This is a genomic window from Geomonas sp. RF6 (assembly GCF_021044625.1).
In the GTDB taxonomy this organism is placed as follows: Bacteria; Desulfobacterota; Desulfuromonadia; order Geobacterales; family Geobacteraceae; genus RF6.
Genome location: NZ_CP087999.1, coordinates 365,450 through 384,199 on the forward strand (window position 1 = coordinate 365,450; position 18,750 = coordinate 384,199).

Annotated in this window: 15 protein-coding genes; 2 read left to right on the top strand and 13 right to left on the bottom strand. The window is 63.6% G+C overall.

The annotated features are described in order from the left end of the window. Positions 1-12: 12 nt before the first annotated feature. The 10 genes from tsaE to xseA form a co-directional block, all read right to left on the bottom strand. The gene (tsaE, locus tag LPW11_RS01585) at positions 13-498 is read right to left on the bottom strand and encodes a tRNA (adenosine(37)-N6)-threonylcarbamoyltransferase complex ATPase subunit type 1 TsaE (protein ID WP_230996370.1); all 486 of its coding nucleotides are present in this window, start codon (positions 496-498) and stop codon (positions 13-15) included. Continuing rightward, positions 495-944: a CBS domain-containing protein gene (locus LPW11_RS01590; protein WP_230996371.1), complete on the bottom strand. Its 450-nt coding sequence runs from the start codon at positions 942-944 to the stop codon at positions 495-497. The genes tsaE and LPW11_RS01590 overlap by 4 nt, the downstream gene beginning before the upstream one ends. 97 nt (positions 945-1,041) lie before the next feature. Further along, positions 1,042-2,604 carry an NAD(P)H-hydrate dehydratase gene (locus LPW11_RS01595; RefSeq protein ID WP_230996372.1) on the bottom strand — a complete coding sequence of 521 codons (1,563 nt, stop codon included), beginning with the start codon at positions 2,602-2,604 and terminating at the stop codon, positions 1,042-1,044. After that, positions 2,605-2,982 (bottom strand): holo-[acyl-carrier-protein] synthase, encoded by a 378-nt coding sequence (locus LPW11_RS01600; protein ID WP_230996373.1) that lies wholly within the window; start codon positions 2,980-2,982, stop codon positions 2,605-2,607. A 133-nt stretch (positions 2,983-3,115) separates the two neighbouring features. Then, the gene (locus tag LPW11_RS01605) at positions 3,116-5,998 is read right to left on the bottom strand and encodes a PAS domain S-box protein (protein ID WP_230996374.1); all 2,883 of its coding nucleotides are present in this window, start codon (positions 5,996-5,998) and stop codon (positions 3,116-3,118) included. Between the two features lie 101 nt (positions 5,999-6,099). After that, complete coding sequence (locus tag LPW11_RS01610) at positions 6,100-7,332, bottom strand: peptidase MA family metallohydrolase (RefSeq protein WP_230996375.1); 1,233 nt, start codon at positions 7,330-7,332, stop codon at positions 6,100-6,102. Between the two features lie 210 nt (positions 7,333-7,542). Further along, positions 7,543-9,459 (bottom strand): 1-deoxy-D-xylulose-5-phosphate synthase, encoded by a 1,917-nt coding sequence (dxs, locus tag LPW11_RS01615; protein WP_230996376.1) that lies wholly within the window; start codon positions 9,457-9,459, stop codon positions 7,543-7,545. Continuing rightward, positions 9,460-10,350, bottom strand: coding sequence for a polyprenyl synthetase family protein (locus LPW11_RS01620; RefSeq protein WP_230996377.1), 891 nt, complete (start codon positions 10,348-10,350; stop codon positions 9,460-9,462). Positions 10,351-10,403: 53 nt separating this feature from the next. Continuing rightward, positions 10,404-10,640 (bottom strand): exodeoxyribonuclease VII small subunit, encoded by a 237-nt coding sequence (locus LPW11_RS01625; RefSeq protein ID WP_230996378.1) that lies wholly within the window; start codon positions 10,638-10,640, stop codon positions 10,404-10,406. Positions 10,641-10,691: 51 nt separating this feature from the next. Next, positions 10,692-12,044 carry an exodeoxyribonuclease VII large subunit gene (xseA, locus tag LPW11_RS01630; protein WP_230996379.1) on the bottom strand — a complete coding sequence of 451 codons (1,353 nt, stop codon included), beginning with the start codon at positions 12,042-12,044 and terminating at the stop codon, positions 10,692-10,694. Positions 12,045-12,389: 345 nt separating this feature from the next. Between xseA and LPW11_RS01635 the strand changes: the two genes are divergently transcribed. Continuing rightward, positions 12,390-13,754, top strand: coding sequence for a ParA family protein (locus tag LPW11_RS01635; RefSeq protein WP_230998233.1), 1,365 nt, complete (start codon positions 12,390-12,392; stop codon positions 13,752-13,754). 98 nt (positions 13,755-13,852) lie between these two features. Here LPW11_RS01635 and LPW11_RS01640 read toward each other — a convergent pair whose 3' ends face one another. The 3 genes from LPW11_RS01640 to LPW11_RS01650 form a co-directional block, all read right to left on the bottom strand. Beyond that, complete coding sequence (locus LPW11_RS01640; protein ID WP_230996380.1) at positions 13,853-14,797, bottom strand: divergent polysaccharide deacetylase family protein; 945 nt, start codon at positions 14,795-14,797, stop codon at positions 13,853-13,855. A 146-nt stretch (positions 14,798-14,943) separates the two neighbouring features. After that, complete coding sequence (locus LPW11_RS01645; protein ID WP_230996381.1) at positions 14,944-16,929, bottom strand: hypothetical protein; 1,986 nt, start codon at positions 16,927-16,929, stop codon at positions 14,944-14,946. A 6-nt stretch (positions 16,930-16,935) separates the two neighbouring features. Next, positions 16,936-17,382 carry a putative lipoprotein gene (locus tag LPW11_RS01650; RefSeq protein ID WP_230996382.1) on the bottom strand — a complete coding sequence of 149 codons (447 nt, stop codon included), beginning with the start codon at positions 17,380-17,382 and terminating at the stop codon, positions 16,936-16,938. Between the two features lie 252 nt (positions 17,383-17,634). On the opposite strand from LPW11_RS01650, the gene LPW11_RS01655 reads away from it, so the two are divergent. Next, complete coding sequence (locus LPW11_RS01655; RefSeq protein ID WP_230996383.1) at positions 17,635-18,741, top strand: GNAT family N-acetyltransferase; 1,107 nt, start codon at positions 17,635-17,637, stop codon at positions 18,739-18,741. The last annotated feature ends 9 nt before the right edge of the window (positions 18,742-18,750 follow it).

Sequence of the window (18,750 nt, forward strand, 5' to 3'; positions counted from 1 at the left end):
ACGAGGTAGCGGCTATATCTCCTGCAGTGCTGCTTCAAGTTCGGCCAGAAGGGAGCCTGAGCGAACGCCCGAGGCAGCAAAGGTGAATTCGCGCTCCTCGTCGCCAAGATGGCGGCAGGTCACGGTGAGAAGATCCGCCGGAAGCTCCCCCTCCAGACGCTCCGCCCACTCGACGAGGCTCACTCCCCTGCCGTAGAAGTACTCCTCGAAGCCGAGCTCCTCCACTTCCTCAGCGCCGCGCAAACGGTACAGGTCAAAGTGATAAAGGGGAATGCGCCCTTCGTAGATATTGAGGATGGTATAGGTGGGACTGGTGACGGGAGTGTCCTCGGCAACGCCGAGCCCCTCCGCGACCCCCTTGGCAAAGCGGGTCTTCCCCGCCCCCAGCTCGCCGGTAAGGGCAAGGAAATCCCCGGGGGCGAGGAGGCGACCGACCCTCCGCCCGAGTTGCTCCGTCTCCAGAGGTGCCCGCGTCGCTATCGTTACCGCATCCCTCACGAGCGCATCGTCCTGATGAGGTCGATGCGTGCAATGACGCCTAAGAGCTGAGCCCCCTCCACGACCGGAACGAGATGCACCCGCTCGTCAGTCATGAGATCGGCCACCTGGCTAAGGGGGGTCTCCGGGCCGACGGTATGCACCTCGGGGGTGAAGATGTCGCCGACAGTCCCACCGGTCATCTTCTGCAGCTCCTTTTCGAAGCGCTTGCCGCTCTCGAGGTAGATGACCCAGTCGAAAATGGAGACCACGGTGGGAATGTGCAGGCTCTTGTCCTGCTCCACCAGATCGGATTCCGAGACGATGCCAATCAGATTGCCGGCTTCATCGACGACGGGGGCAGCGCCGATGCGGCGCTCGTCGAGAAGAGCAGCCAGCTCCCGCACCGAGGTCTGCTGCGTCACGGTGACGACGTCCCTGGTCATAACATCCTTTGCTTTCAGCATAGGTCCTCTCCGTTTCTAATGCCGCGGCTCGAAGCCGCGGCAATGTCAGGCCGCGCCCGCCGGATGTCCGCACAGGCGCAGCTCCTTCTTCATGATACTACTTCGAGAGCTTTAACGCTCCCGCCTGTGCCAGATGCCCGAGCGCCGCGGGGAGAGACTCCTGCACCTCCGTCGCCTTCATCCCCGCCATCCCCCTCTCACGCGCGATGAGGTCTGCCGCATAGCCGTGCAGGAAGACCCCGAGCTGGCAAGCCTGGAAGGGGGGATATCCCTGGCCGAGCAAAGAAACGAGGAGGCCGGTGAGGACATCACCCATCCCCCCCGAGGCCATCCCCGCATTGCCGCTGCCGTTTATCGACACGGAGCCGTCGGGGGCGGCGACGACGCTCCCCGACCCCTTAAGGACGAGGTGCACGCCGTAGCGGACGGCAAAGTCCCGGGCCACGCCAAGGCGGTCCCGCTCCACGTCTGCGATGGTGCCGCGGATCAGGCGCGCCATCTCTCCCGGATGAGGGGTAAGGACCGTGACTGCCCCCCGTCTCTTCAAAAGAAGCTCAGGGGCAAGGGCCAGTGCATTGAGGGCGTCGGCATCGAGAACGAGCGGAAGGGGGAGAGCCTCGACGAGGGTATGCACCAGGTAGAAGGTGGAACGTGCCGCTCCGATCCCGGGACCGACTGCCACCGCATCCCTCCCCTCCGCAAACCGGAGGAGAGTGGGAAGTGCACCGGCCGGCAGAAAGCCGCGGCCGCGGTCATCTACCGGCACCGTCATCGCCTCCGTCGTCTTTGCCTCCAGAACCGGATTCAGCGAGGCCGGGATCGCCAGCGTGACCAGGCCGGAGCCGGTCCTCACGGCGGCATTTGCCGCCATGGCCGCGGCTCCCGTCTTTCCGGTGGATCCGGCGATGATGAGGACGTGCCCGCAGCTCCCCTTGTGGGCGAGCGGCGTGCGCGGCCGCACGAGACGCGCGGCAGAGTCGAAGTCGACCAGTTCCACCCCCGGCGCCTCTTCCAGAAGCTCTTCCGGAATCCCGATATCCGCGACATGCAGCGCACCGCACAGTTCAGCCCCGGGGTGCAGGATGTTTCCGAGCTTTGGCAGGGCGAAGGTGACGGTAAGGTCGGCGCGGACCGCGGTGCCGAGAATCCTTCCGGTGGCGGCGTCGACCCCGGAAGGTATGTCCACGGAGACCACCGGGACCTTCGCCTCGTTCATCATGGCGATCGCTTCGGCGTAGACGCCGGCTACCTCGCTTTTGACTCCGGTTCCGAGGAGCGCATCGACGAGGAGTGTGGCGCGGTCGAAGAGTCCCCGATAAGAACCGGCGCCTTCGGGAGCAAAGATGACGTCGCGCCCTTCCAGGAGAGCGAGGTTTGCCGCGGCATCGCCGGTAATCGCTTCAGCGGTGGCAAGAACGAGGACCTGCGCCTCCCACCCCCCCTTCCGGAGGAGGCGCGCAACCACATAGCCGTCGCCGCCGTTGTTCCCCTTCCCGGCGACGATGAGCACCCTCTTGCGGCTCCCGCGGCCGTAGTGCTGCATGATGGCGTCGGCGCAGGCGCTGCCGGCGCCCTCCATGAGGGTACTGCCCGGGATCCCCACCTCGTGGATCGCCTTGCGGTCGATCCCCTGCATCGTCTCGCCCGTCACCACCTTCATCTAGCGCTCCAGTATCACCATGGCCACGGCGCACCCGGCATCGTGGGAGAGTGAGAGGAAACAGGAGACGCCCCCCGCCTCCCGGAAGAGTTCCAGTGCCCGTCCCCGCAACGAAAGAGATGGCTTCCCCATGGAGTCGTGCACGACCTCCATGTCCTGCCAGGAAAGCCCCGCCCTGAGCCCTGTCCCCAGCGCCTTCAAAAACGCCTCCTTGGCGGCGAAGCGCAGGGCGTAGTGCTGGGCCGAGTGCTTCTTTCCGGAGCAGTAGGCGAGTTCGCCGGCGGTAAAGAGCCGCTGGAAGAGCGGATCGTTCCCTTCTTTCACAAAGCGCTCGAAGCGAGCGATCTCAACGATGTCAACACCAGTGCCGAATATCAAGCTGAACTCCCTGCTGATTCCTCTGCTGCGGCTTTACTTATCTCCACACGGCCCGGGCCGGGGTGCGCTCCCGCACCGGTTGCCGTGGAACGGTTCCAGTAGCGCGAGAGTATAGCGTCCGCCCCTCTTCCGGTCAATCGAGCATCTGGCGCAATTCCGCCAGGAGCCGGGCAGGTGAAACAGGCTTGGGGATGAAACGCAGCCCCTGCTCCATCAGCCCTTTCCTGTCGATGAGGTCGTCGGTATAGCCACTGGTGAAGATCGCCTTCACGTCGCCGCGCATCTTGCAGATCTCCTGGTATGCCTCCTTCCCGTTTTTCAGCGGCATCACCACATCTATGACCAGAAGCTGCACATCGGCACCCCGCTCCCGGAACTTCGCCACACCGTCCGCCCCGTTGATCGCCTCAATCACCTCGTACCCGTTGCGGGCGAGCACCTCGCGAAAGAGGGACCTGACCTCGCGGTTGTCCTCTATGAGAAGGATCGTCTCCCCCTTCCCTTTCGCAGGCGCTTCCCCGCAGCTGTCAGCCGCCACCCTTTCGGCGGAGAGGGGGAGATAGATCCAGAAGGTGCTCCCCTGCCCCCGCTCGCTGAAGGCGTTGATGAAGCCGCCGTGCTGTTTTACGGTACCGAAGGCGATGGAGAGCCCAAGACCGGTACCCTTCCCGACTTCCTTCGTGGTGAAGAACGGCTCGAAGATGCGCTCCAGGGTCCGAGCGTCCATCCCGGAGCCGGTGTCCGAGACGGAGAGGATGGCGTACTCGCCGCTCTTGCCGTACCCCTGCGCCGCGATAAAGGCGTCGTCGAGGTGTGCCGTACCGGTGGCGATGACTATCTTTCCCGGGCCGGCCATGGCGTCGCGTGCATTGGCAATCAGGTTCAGGAGCACCTGCTCGATCTGGGCGCGGTCGGCGAGGACGTGCGGCGTCTCGCGGGAGAGCTGCACGGAAAGCTCGATCCCCGGCAGCGTCATCTGCGGCACGAAACGCTCCACGCCGAGCACCAGCTCGTTGAGATCGAAGACGGCGGGGGCGAGGCTCTGCTTGCGGCTGTACGCCAGGAGCCCCTGGGTGAGCTGGGAGGCGCGCTCCGCGGAGGAAAGGAGAAGCTCCAGATGCTCCCGCGCCTCCGACCTCGTCTCCACATTTTCCAGCGCCATGGAGCCGTACCCGATAATGGCGGTCATGATGTTGTTGAAGTCGTGGGCGATGCCGCCGGTGAGGGTGCCGAGCGCCTCCACCTTTTGCGACGAGCGCAGGCGGTTCTCCATCTTGCGCTGCAGGGTGACGTCCCTGAAGCTCAGCACCTGGCCCACCACCCGCTCCTCGATCCGGTGCGGTGAGGAAAAGATCTCCACGATCCTGCCGTCGCGAAACTCCGCGACCGCCGAGCTTTCACGCTCCGGATGCGCGCTCTCCTCCTCGAATTGCGCGATGAAGGGGTCCGGGTCCTTGAGCTGCCCCTGAAGGTGCTTCAGAAACGCGCGGTAATCGGAGGAAGCACGCATCTGGGGGGTCAGGTTGAAGATCTGCTCGAACTTGCGGTTGCGCATGACCACGTGCTTGTTGAGATCGACGACGAGGATACCGTCGGCGGTCGACTCGAGCGTTGCGCTGAGGATGGAGAGGGTCTCCCGGTTTTTCTGCTCGAAACGCCGTCTCTCCGAGATGTCCCGGATTATGAGGCAGTTGCGGGCGCGGTCGTTGTAGGTGAGGTAGTTGGCGCTCACCTCCACCGGGATGAGTGCGCCGCCGGTCGCCCGGATGCTCGTCTCGAAGGTCATGGAGCCGGTGCGGCGCAGCACTTCCCACTGGTCCGCCCACGACTCCCTGGTGTACTCCGGGACCACCTCAAAGACGGACATGGCGAGGAGGTTGCTGCGCGAGGCGCCGAGATAGCGGCCGGCGGCGCAGTTGGCGTAGCTGATCTGGCCGTCTTCCTCGACCCAGCAGATGGCGTCCGCGGCCCTGTCGACCGTGAAGCGGGTGAAGCGCAGCTCCTCCTCCGCGCGCCGTCTCGCCGTGATGTCGCGCGAGATCCCGGTGGTCCCTGCCACTTCGCCGTTGCGGTCGAAGATCGGCGTCTTCACCGTCTCCAGCCACCTCTCCTCACCGCTGGGATCGGTGACGCGCTCTTCCAGCTCCTTTCTCCGGGCGGTCGCCAGTACCTGCTGGTCTTCGGCGAGGTTCGCCTCGGCACGCTCCAGCGGCCAGAGATCGTAGTCGGTCTTCCCCACGATCTCCTCGTGGGGAAGCCCCACCGCCTTCGCAAACGGCTCGTTCACGGCGATGAAGCGGCTCTCCTCGTCCTTTAGCCAGGCGCTGTCCGGGATGTTGTTGAGGATGGCCAGCATCTTCTTTTCGCGGGACTGGACCGCGATGGCCCATCCCTTCCGCTCCCGCACCAGGAGCAAGGAGAATCCGGAGAATCCGAGGATGAGCACGAGCGCGGTGAGGACGACCTTCAGCTTGATCCCATTGTAGAGGGAGAAGAATTCGTCCTTGCGCTCCCCGACGTATATGGCGCCGATGATGCGGCCGGAACGGTCGCGCAGCGGGTCGTAGGCGGTGAAGTACTCCTCGCCGAGAACCAGGGTCTCGCCGCGGTACCCTCCCTCTTTCTTGAAGATGGCGTCGTATGCAGGGCCGGTGAGGCGGGTGCCGACGGCGCGCCGGCCGTCAGGGAGGAGCACGCTGGTGGCAACCCTGATGTCCCCCTTGAAGATCGTGGCTGTTCCCCCGAAGATCGCCTGGATGCGGTCCACCATCTCGGTGTTGCCGTCCAGCGGGTACTTCCCGACCTTGAGGACGCCGTCCTCGATGTGGAAGTCGTCCCCTTTTTCCATGAGGAGGGCCATGAGGGTCCTTATGCGGACCTCCTGGGCGAGGTTGGCGTCGCGAATCGCCTCGGAGCGAAGGTAGGCGAGAAAGAGGAGGGTTACGACGATGATCGCCGCACTGGCGACGACGATGTTGACTACGAAATTGTTCCTGAACTTCAAGTTGAACTTCATGCCACCCCTGGTGATGCCGCGCTGCATGTACGGCACATTGCATTATTCAGTAACCAACGTCACCTGCCGGAACGTCCCCGCCGGCCTCACAACTTCCCATCCTACTCCGAAAGAGCCGCCTGCCACTCCTGCATCACTCCGGGGAGATCGAGGGACCAGTCCTGGAGCCCCCGCGCCACAGCCTTCTCCACCGGCACCCTCTCCCCGAGGCTCTTCAGGATCTGGCGCACGGCGTACCACCCGTAGCGTTCCACCATGAACTGCACCAGCGAGTAGCTCTGCTGGTAGGCAAGGAGCACCTTGTTGCCGGAGAGAGAGGTAAAGGGGGCGCTTAGCGATGCTTTCCCCAGGAGCGCGTTGCTGCGGCGCGCCTCCGCCAGTGCGTGGAGCGGCGGCGCAAATTCCCGGCGCCCTTCCACCTCCGCAAGCCCTTCGTTTAGCCAGGTGGGGGCGCGGCCGCGGGTGAGCTCATGCACCAGCACGTGGGTGTACTCATGGAAGATGACGGCGCGCAGCTGCGGCGTGAGGTGGTTCGTCCCCCCGAGCGGCAGCCTGATTTTCCCGTCGTAGAGGCCGCCGGACCAGTCCGGCCCTTCGGTGACACTGCGATAGTCGCTGCGGGTGTAGAGGATGACCGGAACGCGTGACTGCGGGAAGAGCTCGAAATCGGCGCCGACCGTTGCGTAGGCGCTCTCGAGCGCGTCCATGACTTCGGCGGAGAGCGCCTGCGGCAGTTCCGCGTCGAAGGTGATGTCGAACATGGAGCTGTACCCCTTGTCCATGCGCGACTCCACCGCAGCCTCGCGCGTCGCCTTCTCGGCGAGCTCCTTTATCGCCGCGTTCTTCGGCTCCAGGGCGAGCGCGCTCTGCCAGCGCGCGAGGGCGGTGGCGAGGTCGCCGGTATCGTAGCTGATCTTCCCAAGGTAGGTGAGAGCGGTCACGTTCTCCGGGGCCTGCTCCAGCTCCGACCGGGCCGCATCATAATCTTTTGCAAGGTAGAGGGCAACGCCCCGCATGAGGAGCCAGGAGAGGTTTTGGGGCTCCAGCGAGCGCGCCTCCTCCAGGTACCCGCACGCCTCCCGGTAGCGGTTCTGCTTCATCTCGCGCTGCGCTATCAGCGCATAGAGGGCGGCGAGGTTCGCGCGGGCGGTCTCGTTGTAGGGGAAGAGTTCGTGGGTTTTTCTGGTCTCGGAGAGAGCCTGATCGTATTCGCCGCGATTGACGAGATCCTGCAGCCTGGAAGAGGAAGAAAGGGGAGCAGCAGCGACCGCCCCGGGGAGGGACGTCGCGAAGAGAAGCAGGAGAAGCGCCAGAAGGAGAGCTGTCGTGCGCATAGCAGGCCTCGAAGCGGGTGAAGGTGTCGGGAGGGTAAAGGTGGCGTCAGCGGATCTTGTGGCGGCTCGAGCCAATGTAGGCCGGGATAAGCGCAAGCGTTCCCGGCGGTCCACCACAGACGCAGCCCTTCAGGAGTAAATGCCGGAAACGCTACCGCTTATTCCGGCCTACATGTGCCACGAGGTGCCAGCGCGCCGGAGCCTCGGCAGCTACCCCAGCTCCTCTTCAGCCTCCACCTGCGCCCCTTGCATCTCTCCAAGGACCTTGCGCACGCTGTCGGCGATGCCTGCGGCGTCGAGGCCGTAGTTGGCGCGCAGTTCCCCCTGCTCCCCCTGCTCGACAAAGGAGTCGGGGAAGCCGAGGCGCGTCAACCGCACCCCGTACACCTCTTCCTCTTCCAGGAGTTCCAGCACCGCAGTCCCGAAGCCCCCCTGCACCACGTTCTCCTCGATGGTGAAGACGGGGCCGCGCGCTGCGAGGGAGAGGATCAGCTCGCGATCGAGGGGCTTCACGAAGCGGGCGTTCATGACGGCAACATCGATACCTTCCGCCGCCAGCGCCTGCGCCGCCTGGAGGGCGGGGGCGACCATGGTGCCGACCGCTATGAGGGCGCCGTCAGCTCCGTCGCGCAGCAACTCCCCCTTCCCTACCGGGATCTCATGGAGGATCTGGTCGATGGGGACGCCAAGCCCGTTGCCGCGCGGGTAGCGCAGTGCCGCAGGGGCCTTCAGCTGCGTCGCGGTAAAGAGCATGTGCTGGAGCTCGTTCTCGTCCTTCGGGGCCATGACGGTGAGGCCGGGGAGGTGCCGCAGGTACGACAGGTCGAAGACGCCGTGATGGGTCGGACCGTCGTTTCCGACGACGCCGGCGCGGTCGATCGCCAGCACGACAGGCAGCTCCTGCAGGCACACGTCGTGGCAGAGCTGGTCGTAGGCGCGCTGCAGGAACGATGAGTAGAGTGCGACAACGGGGGTGAAACCGTCCGCTGCGAGTCCGGCTGCGAACGTCACGGCATGCTGCTCGGCTATCCCCACATCGAAGAAACGCTCCGGGTATTCCTTCCCGAAGGGGGTGAGGCCGGTGCCGTCCGGCATCGCCGCTGTCACCGCGACGATCTTTTCGTTTTCGGCTGCGACCTTTTTCAGCGCCTCACCGAAGATGCCCGTGTACGAGGCGCCTCCCCCCTTTCCCTTCAGCACCTTGCCGGTGGGGATGTCGAAGGGGCCGACGCCGTGAAAGAGTGCGGGGTTGAACTCTGCGGGGGTGTACCCTTTCCCCTTCTTGGTGAGCACATGAATGAGAACGGCGTCGTCGAAGCGCTTCACGTTCTCGAGGGTCTCCAAAAGGAGCGGGATGTTGTGACCGTCGATAGGCCCTATGTACTCGAACCCGAAGGCCTGGAAGAGCATGCTCGGGGTGAAGAGCCCCTTGAGGGACTCCTCCGCCTTTCTGGCGATCTGGAGCGCACTGCTCCCGACGCGGGGCAGACTTTCGAGGAAGGCGCCGACGTCCTTCCTGATCTTGTGCACGAAGTCGCTGGTGATGGTACGGGAAAGGAGGTTCGAGAGGGCGCCGACGTTTTCCGAGATGGACATCTCGTTGTCGTTCAGGATCACCACCAGGTCCTTGTTCAGGTCCCCTGCATGATTCAGCGCCTCGTACGCCATACCGCCGGTCATCGAACCGTCCCCGATGACCGCCAGCACCTTGTTGCGACGCCCCTTCAGGTCGCGCGCCACGGAGAGGCCGAGGGCCGCGGAGATGGAGGTGGAGGAGTGCCCGACGTCGAAGGAGTCGTGCGCCGACTCGCTGCGTTTCGGAAAGCCGCTGATCCCCCCGAAGGTGCGCAGCGTCCCGAAGGAGTCGCTCCTGCCGGTGAGAAGCTTGTGGGCGTACGCCTGGTGACCGACGTCCCAGACGATCTTGTCCTTCGGGGACTCGAAGACGCGGTGCAGCGCGATGGTGAGCTCGACGACGCCGAGGCTCGGCGCGAGATGGCCGCCGTTTGCCGAGCAGGTCGCGATGATCTTCTCGCGCAGCTCGGCCGCCAGGAGCTCCAGCTCCTTCAGGGACAGCCCCCGCAACTGGCGCGGCTCCGTTATTCGATCAAGTATGGGAGAGGGCATTTACGATTTCCGTTGCACGATGTAGCTGGCGATGGCGCGCAGCGGCTCCGCACGCTCATCAAAGGCGGAGAGGGATTCGAGCGCGATGTCGACCAGCTCGCGAGCGCGCTGCTTGGAGGCGTCGAGCCCCACGAGGCGCGGGTAGGTGGCCTTGCCGCGGGCCTCGTCGCTCCCTGCGTCCTTGCCGAGTTCCTCGGTGGTCCCTTCCATGTCGAGGATGTCATCGGCGATCTGGAAGGCGAGGCCGATGGCGTCGCCGTAGCGGGTAAGGGCCTTCAGGGCGTCGTCGCTGGCTCCGCCGAGGATGGCGCCGGCACGCACGGACGCCCGGATGAGCGCTCCGGTCTTGTGGGTGTGAATGTAGGAAAGAAGTGCGAGGTCGATCTCGACGTCCCCCCCTTCGCTCTCCATGTCCACAACCTGCCCACCGACCATGCCGTGGGAACCGGAGGCTACCGCGATCTCGTGGATCACCCGCAGGCGCGCCGCAGGATCCGCCCCCTTGTCAGGGCGGGAGAGAAGGATGAAGGCCTCGGTGAGGAGCGCGTCGCCGGCAAGAATGGCGGTCGCCTCGCCGTACACCTTGTGGTTGGTGGGGTTGCCGCGCCTGAAATCGTCGTCGTCCATGGCGGGAAGGTCGTCGTGGATGAGCGAGTAGGTATGGATCATCTCCAGCGCGCAGGCAGCGGGCATCGCCTGTGCGGTGTCCCCCCCTACCGCGTCACAGGCGGCGAGGACGAGGACCGGGCGCACACGTTTTCCGCCGGCAAAGACGGAGTATCGCATGGAGCTGTGCAGTGACTTCGGGAGTTCGTCCGCATGGGGAAGCACATGTTCCAGCGCTTCGTCCACCATCTGGCACCTTTTCTTCAAATAATCCTTCAGATCCATGGTTTCATCTCTCTTTCAATATGGGTGACGGGACTTTCGCCGCGATCGATGCTTCAGAATTCCTGCTCTTCCTCTTCGAACGGCTTTTTGTGGAAGCTTCCGTCCCTCTGCTTCAGGAGGAGCTCAACACGCCGCTCTGCTTCGTCGAGCTTCTTGCTGCAGAAGGCGGAATGCTTCACACCTTCCTCGAAGGCCTTCAGCGACTCATCGAGGGAGAGCTCCCCGCTTTCCAGCTTCTTTACCACGTCCTCGAGCTTTTTCAGCGCACTTTCAAACTTTTCTACCGCCATCGGGCACCCCGGGCAAAAAATGAGCTCATTATACAGATTGCCTGTGGCCAGTCAAGGTTTGCCTGCCCCGTCCGACTCCTCCACGGAGCACAGGGCGCTTCCTTTTGCAAAGGTCAGTTCCACCCTGTCGCCAGGCGCGATCTGCCTGCTGTCGCGCACGACCTCGAGGCGCGGGAGCTTTCGGGCAATGGAGTAGCCGCGCGACAGGGTGGCGAGGGGGGAGACCGCATGGAGGGTGGCTCCGGCAAACTTGAGGGAGTCGCGGGCCGTGATCAGCCGCCGCTCCATGGCGAACTGCGCCCGGGAGGTGAGGCTCTCCACGTGGGCCTGCACCTTCTTTAGCTGCATCGCCGGATTCTGTACCTCGAGCCGACAGGAAAGGGATTCGGTCCGGGAGCTTTCACGGCCGAGGCGATGCCTCACCTGGCGCTCCATGCGCTCGCTCAGGTCGTCCACGCGTTGGGAGAGCCGTCCGAGGACGCGCGAGGGATCCTGCACTGCCCGGGAGAGGCTCTGCACCCGCCCCCGGTGCCCCTCGAGCGTGCGCTCCATCGCCATCATCATCCGGTGCGACAGGGAGGAGACCTCGGCGGTCAAGGCAGCCTTGCTGCGCACCACAACTTCCGCCGCGGCGGACGGGGTCGCGGCACGCAGGTCGGCCACGAAGTCGGCGATGCTGAAGTCGGTCTCGTGCCCCACCGCGGAGATGACCGGAATGGCGCTGCGGGCGATGGCACGCGCCACCACCTCTTCGTTGAAGGCCCACAGGTCCTCCAGCGATCCACCCCCGCGCCCGACGATCATGACGTCGATCTTTCCGTGGCGGTTCAGGTCATCGATGGCGGTCGCAATCTCCTGCGCCGCCCCGTCCCCCTGCACCCGCACCGGGACGATGAGAAGCTCCACGTTGGAGAAGCGGCGCGACAGCACGGTAAGGATGTCGCGGATGGCGGCCCCGGTCGGAGAGGTCACCACACCAATCCTCTGGGGGAGAGCAGGGATCGGCTTCTTGCGCGTCTCGGAGAAGAGCCCCTCCTTCGCCAGGCGCTCCTTCAGCTGTATGAAAGCAAGCTGCAACGCCCCCAGCCCCTGGGGCTCGATGTACTCGATGATGAGCTGGTAGTCGCCGCGCGCCTCGTACACCGTGACGCGCCCCCGGCAGAGGACGCGCATGCCGTTTTGGGGGGTGAATTTCAGGCTGCGCACTGCGGTGCGGAACATGACGGTGCGCAGCTGAGCTCCGGCATCCTTCAGGGTGAAGTACAGGTAGCCCGACTGCGGCTGGGAGAGGTTGGAGATCTCCCCCTCCACCCAGACGTGTTCGAAATTCTCCTCGAGCACCCCGCGCACCAGGGCGGTGAATTGGGTTACGGTGAGGATCCGTCTTTCGTTGTAGAGACGCATTATTTTATTCTCCCACCTGAAAAGTGGACCGCCGGAAACGCTGTGGCTTATTCCGGCCTACATGATCTTGCTCGTCCCCCCTCCCTCGACGGGAGGGGGACAGGGGGTGGGTGACGCTGCGAGCCGCTAAAATGGCGGCACCTTCCCCCCCACCCTGTCCCTCCCCCCAAGGGGGGAGGGGACGTTACCGGCGCTGTCATGATCCTTGCGAATCACCCGATTTCAGGGCATTCCGTCGCTGCGGAGATCTCCTGCACGGAAAGCGGTCGCCGTTTCTAGCACGACGGCTCCCGGCGTGTCAAACCGGTTGACCGCCGCCGAGCTTCGATGCTAGAATCCCGCGCCATGAAAAAATACCCCTATGTGATTACTGTCTCCTCCGAAAAAGGAGGGGTGGGCAAGACGACTCTGGCCACCAATCTCGCCATCTTCCTGAAGGCCCTCGACGAGAATGTGCCGGTCTCCATCTTCTCATTCGACAACCACTTCACCATCGACAAGATGTTCTCCATCAAGGGGCAGCCGCTGCGTGGCAGCGTCGCCGACCTCCTCCTGGAGACACCCGGCCACCAGCTTCTGCACACCGGGCAGTACGGCGTGAACTACATCCCCTCCTCCAACACGCTCCCCGAGCTGCGCGGGTCGATAAAGGGGCCGATGATGCTGGCGCGCATACTTGCCGCGTCGGAGATCCCCGGCATCCTCATAGTGGACACCCGCCCGGACCTGGACGTGCTGACGCAGAATGCGCTCTACGCCGCCGACCGCGTCTTCGTGCCGATCAAGGACATGGCGAGCATGGACAACTGCCGGAACATCTTCGAGCTCTTCGACAGGAGGGGGCTGGACCGGAAGAGCCTGTCGCTCGTCCCCTGCCTGATCGACGAGAGGATCAAGTTCGACGGACTTTTCAAGGATCAGAAGACGCTTCTGAAGGCGTTTGCCATCAACCGCGGCTACCGCTGCGTCGATACCTACATCTCCAAGAGTCCGAAGGTCGAGAGCCTGAACACCAACCCGGACGGAAGGATCTACCCGATCTTCACCCACGGGCGCGGCACCGATGTCTTCGGCCAGTTCATCCAGCTCGGCCAGATCGCGCTGCAGGAATACCACCAAACGAAGGAGCCGCGGGCGCTCCTCTTCGACAGGTGGCAAAGCGAAGAGGACGCGCGGAAGAAGGAAGCGTACTTCGGCCGCCTCACCGGGCTCAAATCGGAATGCCTCCTGTGCAATGCGACGCTGGAAGAAGGGGCGAAGCTCGCGCATTACTGCGAGTCATCCGACGGCGCGGTCAGCGGCTTCGTGGAGGCCGACTGCTTCGCGCGCTTCCTCATGTCCGCCGTCTACCGCATCGACCAGAACCTCCCGGCGGACGACCCGACCCGCGTCATGATCGACGAGGCGGCCCGGGAGTCGGTCTTTATCTTCGATCCGAAAGAGGATACGGAGAAGAGGAGCGTCACCTTCCACCGCTTCTCCCTCGCCGGCGGCCACCTGCTGAAGCGGGAATACCCGCTGGCGCAGCAGGGGGGAGAGGACCGCTTCACCACCCTCGTCCAGGGGACGCTCGGCGGCTACAACGGCGAGCTGCGCGAAGCCTTCCTGATGGTACACCCGGTGAACGGAGAGAACCCCGCCGGCATCCTCGTGGAGGACAGCTACCGCGAGATGCTGAAGCTTAGAAAGAAGATCGCGGCACAGATCTAGCCATTAAATGCTTTCAAACCTTCGGCAGGTTCCTTTCAGGGGCCTGCCGAAGGCTTTTCTTCCTTATTCCTCCACGCTGCAGCTCACTTCTCTCCTTCTCAACTCACCAGATCCGAAGCATGCACCAGCTGTATTCCGCCTTCCTTCAGTTCCGGCATCATCTCCTTCAGCGCCTTTATCGTCGCCGGGTGCGGATGGCAGATGGCAATGGCGGCGCCGCGCTTGGTGGCCACTGCGGCTGCCTGCGCGAGCTGCTTCCTGATCGCCCCCACGTCCTGCACGTTGTCCAGAAAGACCTGCCGCATCCCGCACTTCAGCCCCGCGGCCCGCGCGGTCTTGTACCCCACCGAGGCGGGGGAGGTGAGGCTGTCGACGAAAAAGACGCCGTGCTCCTTCAGCACCTTTAGTACCGGCGCCATCTTGTCCAGCCTCTCGGTGAAACGCGACCCCATGTGGTTGTTGGCGCCGACCGCATGGGGGACGAAGGCGAAGTAGCCATTGACCCGCCTCTCGATCTCCTCCTCATCCATGGAGACCAGCAGCCCTATCTTCTCCAGGCGCTGTTTCGGATACCCCTGCGGCTCCATCGGCATGTGCACCATCACCTCTTCTCCCGCGCCATGAGCCGCCTCGGCCACGGCGGCAGCCTTGGCGAGACTCGGGATGACGGAGAAGGTGATGGGAAGATCGATGGAGAGGAGCTCCATTGCTTCCTGCATATTGGCCCCCATGTCGTCCACGATGATGGCAAGGGAGCCGTGCCCCTTCAGCGGAGCGGCGTGACGGGGCATGGGAGTCTTGGAAGGAGCCACGACGGCCGGGGCAGCCGGGGCGGCCGGCTCGGCAGGGGGCGGAGCCGGAGCTTCTGTCGATGCGACGGGGGGGTGTGGTCGCGGCTCCTGGACAGGGCGCGTGCTCCTCGTCCGTTCCAGGAGGAGGATGGCGACAACGATGATTGCTACAACAACAGCGAGGGCGAGATACGGAGGGCGACCTCCGCCTGACGGTTTCCCTTTCCTGCCTGATTTCTTTCCGGTTGCCAAAAATAAACCTCCGAACTTCGCGCTGAACCGCCGCCAGTGACGCCGGGCGCCGTGACTATAGCACAAAGAGAGCGGGAAGATCGTGAAGTTTTTGCGGGGGTTCGCGCTGAAGAAGGGCAGCTGAAGCGGCTGGAGGGGAGAGGCGTCTACTTTGTCGCTGGCGTCCCGGGGCTCTCCGGGCTCCGCTCCACGTATCCCATCGACCCTTTCCGTAAGCTGAAGAAGAAGAGCTCGGGGACGCTGAAGACGACACCCTTTACGCCGGAAAGAAAGTGCCGGGTCCCCTGCACCGGAAGGGTCACCACGCCGTACAGCGTCTCCCCTACTCCGGCCACCAGGTTGAATGCGCCAAAGAGCGGGCGCAGCACCGGCGCGTCGTCGGTGAAAAAGAGGAAGAATGAATCGTCGGGACCGGGGCGGTAGAGCGTGGAGGTGATGGTGTTTGACTCCCTGAGGAATACCTTCAGCGGCGCCTCCTTTTCCTGCATGAGCGCCAGCTTTTCCTGCCGGTAGGAGGGTGTCGCGCTGCGGGAGGAGATGCGGTATGTGGAAGAAACTTTTTCGGCGGAGACGAAAGGTATGAAGACGAACCCGCCGGTGCCGTCGACGTAGCCGCCGAGGCGCCGCGACGATTCCTCCCGCACCTGCGCATCGACGCAGCTCCCTCCGTGCGATTTCTCGCAGAGAGCCGCCATGCTGCCGTTCACCACTGCAAAAAGCTCGGTAACGCAGTTTCTGCGCAACAGGTCGTAGGAGTACTGTGCCTTCAGTAGAGCGGAATAGGTGCGTTCCGCCTCCCTCGCCGCCGCCAGGTGCTGCGCAAGGGCTGCTCTCGTCATCCAGGTCGGCACGAAGGGAATAAATTGTCCCGCACGAGTCGGGAAGGAAGGGACGGGAGGCTTTCGCAACTCCGTATGATCCCGCCTGGCCCGTTGCACCTCCAGAAGAAGGTTCCCCGCCCGCTCGAGACTCGTGTACCTCGCCTCCCCCTCCCCGCCTGCAGCGAAAAACTCGGCGCGCCGCCGCTGAAATACCTGGCGCAGCTCCCGCTCCAGTTCAGCGAGGTAGGTCGGCTCTTTCTCTGCTGCAGCGGTTGCAGCCTCCTGCGGGAAGAAATCGAGGAGTACCAGCCTCCCTGTGGCCAGCGACTGCCGAACCGCGGAGAGGCGCGCCATCCCCACCATGAGCGGGTACGCCCGGTCGGGGCGCCGGGAGCTCAGCACGCGGACCATGTCCTCTTCCAGCCGTTTGGCATAGCGCGCCAGCGTCTCCAGTTCCCTCTCGTCAAGGGCGAGAAGGTTGTCGGAATCGTCCCTCCCCTCCCAGATGGTCCCGGGGCGCAGGGGAAGTGCGCCCTGCAGCACGCTCAACGCCGCGAGTTCATAGGAAGCTTCGTAGAAGCGGGTCGCGCCTGAGATGTGGGGAGGGGGAAAGCTCTGCAGGGAAAGCTCCCGCGGCAGCGAGCTCGCCGGCGTGGGATCCGAGTCGGCAACCTCCTTCACGAGGGCCGCCAGCCGCATCCGGAGAAAGTCGGCTCCGTAGCGGGCAGCCACTTTCTCGCGCAACCCTGCAAGCGCCGTCGCCCCCCCCTCCGGCACCTGCACTCCGGCAGCGGTAGGGTGCACCTTCGGAAGGAAGTACCCCATCGCGGGGAGGGAAAGGTGAGCGTCCTCCGTCTCCCCTTCCGCCTGAGCAAGGAGCGCCTGGATCACATGCACGTCGCGCAGCAGGGCGTCCCGCTCCTCGATCTGCGCGTCCTCCAGCAGGAGGAAGCGGTTGAAGGTATCCTCCAGGGAGCGGTAGGTATCATCTGCTACAGCGATGCGGCTCTGGTGGATCGGGCGGTTGCCCAGCTTCGCGTAGGCATAGTCGAAGGCCTCGGAGTCGTAGCGACGCAGGCGCACGATCCCTGGCTCCTCGTGCACAAAATGGAAGGTGTACCTTCCGAGGCGGACCGCGGCATGTCCGCCGCTGGAGTCTCCTTCATTGGCCTCGACGTGGAGGTAGTCGACAAGGTTCGCCGCGGCGGCGGGAAAGGCATAGAGAATGATGAGAAAGGAAAGGAGGCTGGCAGCACGGACGACGCGGCTGCCGGCCTTTTCATGACGGTATGTTCCGGTGAGTCGCTTCATCGCCCCTTACTTCGTGGAGTCATACCCTTTTGCCATGGCGTGTCTCTGCTTCTCCCCACCCGCCAGTGCCACAGTGTATTTCTCGTACTCGTCCTTCGGTACCTTGGCCTTGCCGAGTCCCGCCCCTATACCCTCATAGGTAGCACTGTCCGATTCCCAGTCGGTAACCCCGTGCTTTTTGGCAATGGCGGCCACACCGTCGCGCAGACCAGAAGGATCGTGGTTGGAGCGGACGTAGATGTCGGTGTAATTCCTGATGTCGTTGCGGTAAGACTCGTCGTTGTCCTTCGAAGAGGAGTGGGAAGAATCGGAACTCCACTCGAAGGGGCTCGAAATACTGTCAGAGATGCTTCGCGATATAGAGCACCCGGTCTGGGTGAATATGAAGACAAGCCCTCCTGCGACAAGAAAAAGAAGCGGTTTTGCCGATTTTACATGGTGGAGTGGGAGCATGGAAGTGATACCTCCTGTCAGTGGTTAGCGTCTTTGAGTGTCGCAGACGATACTATATTTTATTGCAAAAAGTATCACTTTTCTTCAGGTGCGGGTCAAGGGTGGTGGCGAACCTCCAGGCACCCCCTATTGCCTGTGCAATCAATGGAGCTGTCCCGTTTTTTACAATTATTAACGTGATATTATTAGCAATACACGCCTGCGGCACACCCATGCTGACTCACGACCCCCGAAGGTAAAGGAGGAGAGGAAATGCCAGCACGAAACCTTCCCCTCGAGAAATCAGGCAGCGACCTCGGACCTGGCGTCAGCATCATCGATCCCCTGACGGATCCGCGCTGGGACGCGTTCGTGGAGCAGCACCCTTTCGGCTGGATCACCCATCTGTCGGCGTGGAAGAAGACGCTCGAGTCCGCCTTCTCGCACATGCACGGATACTACCTCGCGCTTTGCGAAAGCGACGGCACGATTCGCGCGGCCCTCCCCCTCTACTCCGTCGAGAGCTGGCTCACCGGAAAGCGCCTGGTGAGCATCCCCTTTGCCACCCTCTCCGACCCGCTGGTCACCGACCCCAACGACATGGCCCGCCTCTTCACTGCTGCAGTGGGGCTTCTGGAGCAGCTTCAGCTCCCTCGCATGGAGATCCGCGCCTTTTCCTCATCCCCTATCCTGAGCGGTTGCGGTTGCGTCTCCCTCTGTTCCAACAAGGCGCATTTTCTGAAGCTGTGCAACGACCCCGACCGCGTGAGGAGCGTCTTTCACCGCACCTGTGTTAAGCAGCGCATCTCCAGGGCGGAGGGGAGCGGGCTCTCCATGGTTCCCGGGGTCGATGAGGCCCATCTGAGAGAGTTCTACCTCCTGCACCGCATGACCAGGAGAAGAAGGGCGCTCCCCCCCCAACCGTACACCTTCATCAAATCGATCTGGGACGCCTTCTCCGGTACGGGGCTCGTCGACCTGCTCCTCGCCTACAAGGATGGGGTCCCCATCGCGGGAGTCATCCTCTTCAAGTTCAAGTCCCGGGTCTCCGTCGAATTCTCCGCCGTCGACGACAAATACAAACACCTCAGCCCGGTGCACTTCCTTTTCTGGAAGACTATCCGGCAGTCGTGCGTTTCGGGGTATCATGTTCTCGATTTCGGCAGGACGTCGATCCAGAACAAGAGCCTCATGGAGTTCAAGTCGCATTGGGGGACCGAGACGACGGACCTGCCGCAATATTTCTATCCCACACCGCCGGCTCCGGTTCAGATGGAGGGGAGCACGCTGAAAGGCAGGCTGTTCAGGTCGTTCTGTAGTCACGCGCCTGACTTCGCCGTCACCTTCGTGGGGGATTTTTGCTATCGCCATATGGGATAAGGAGGGGAC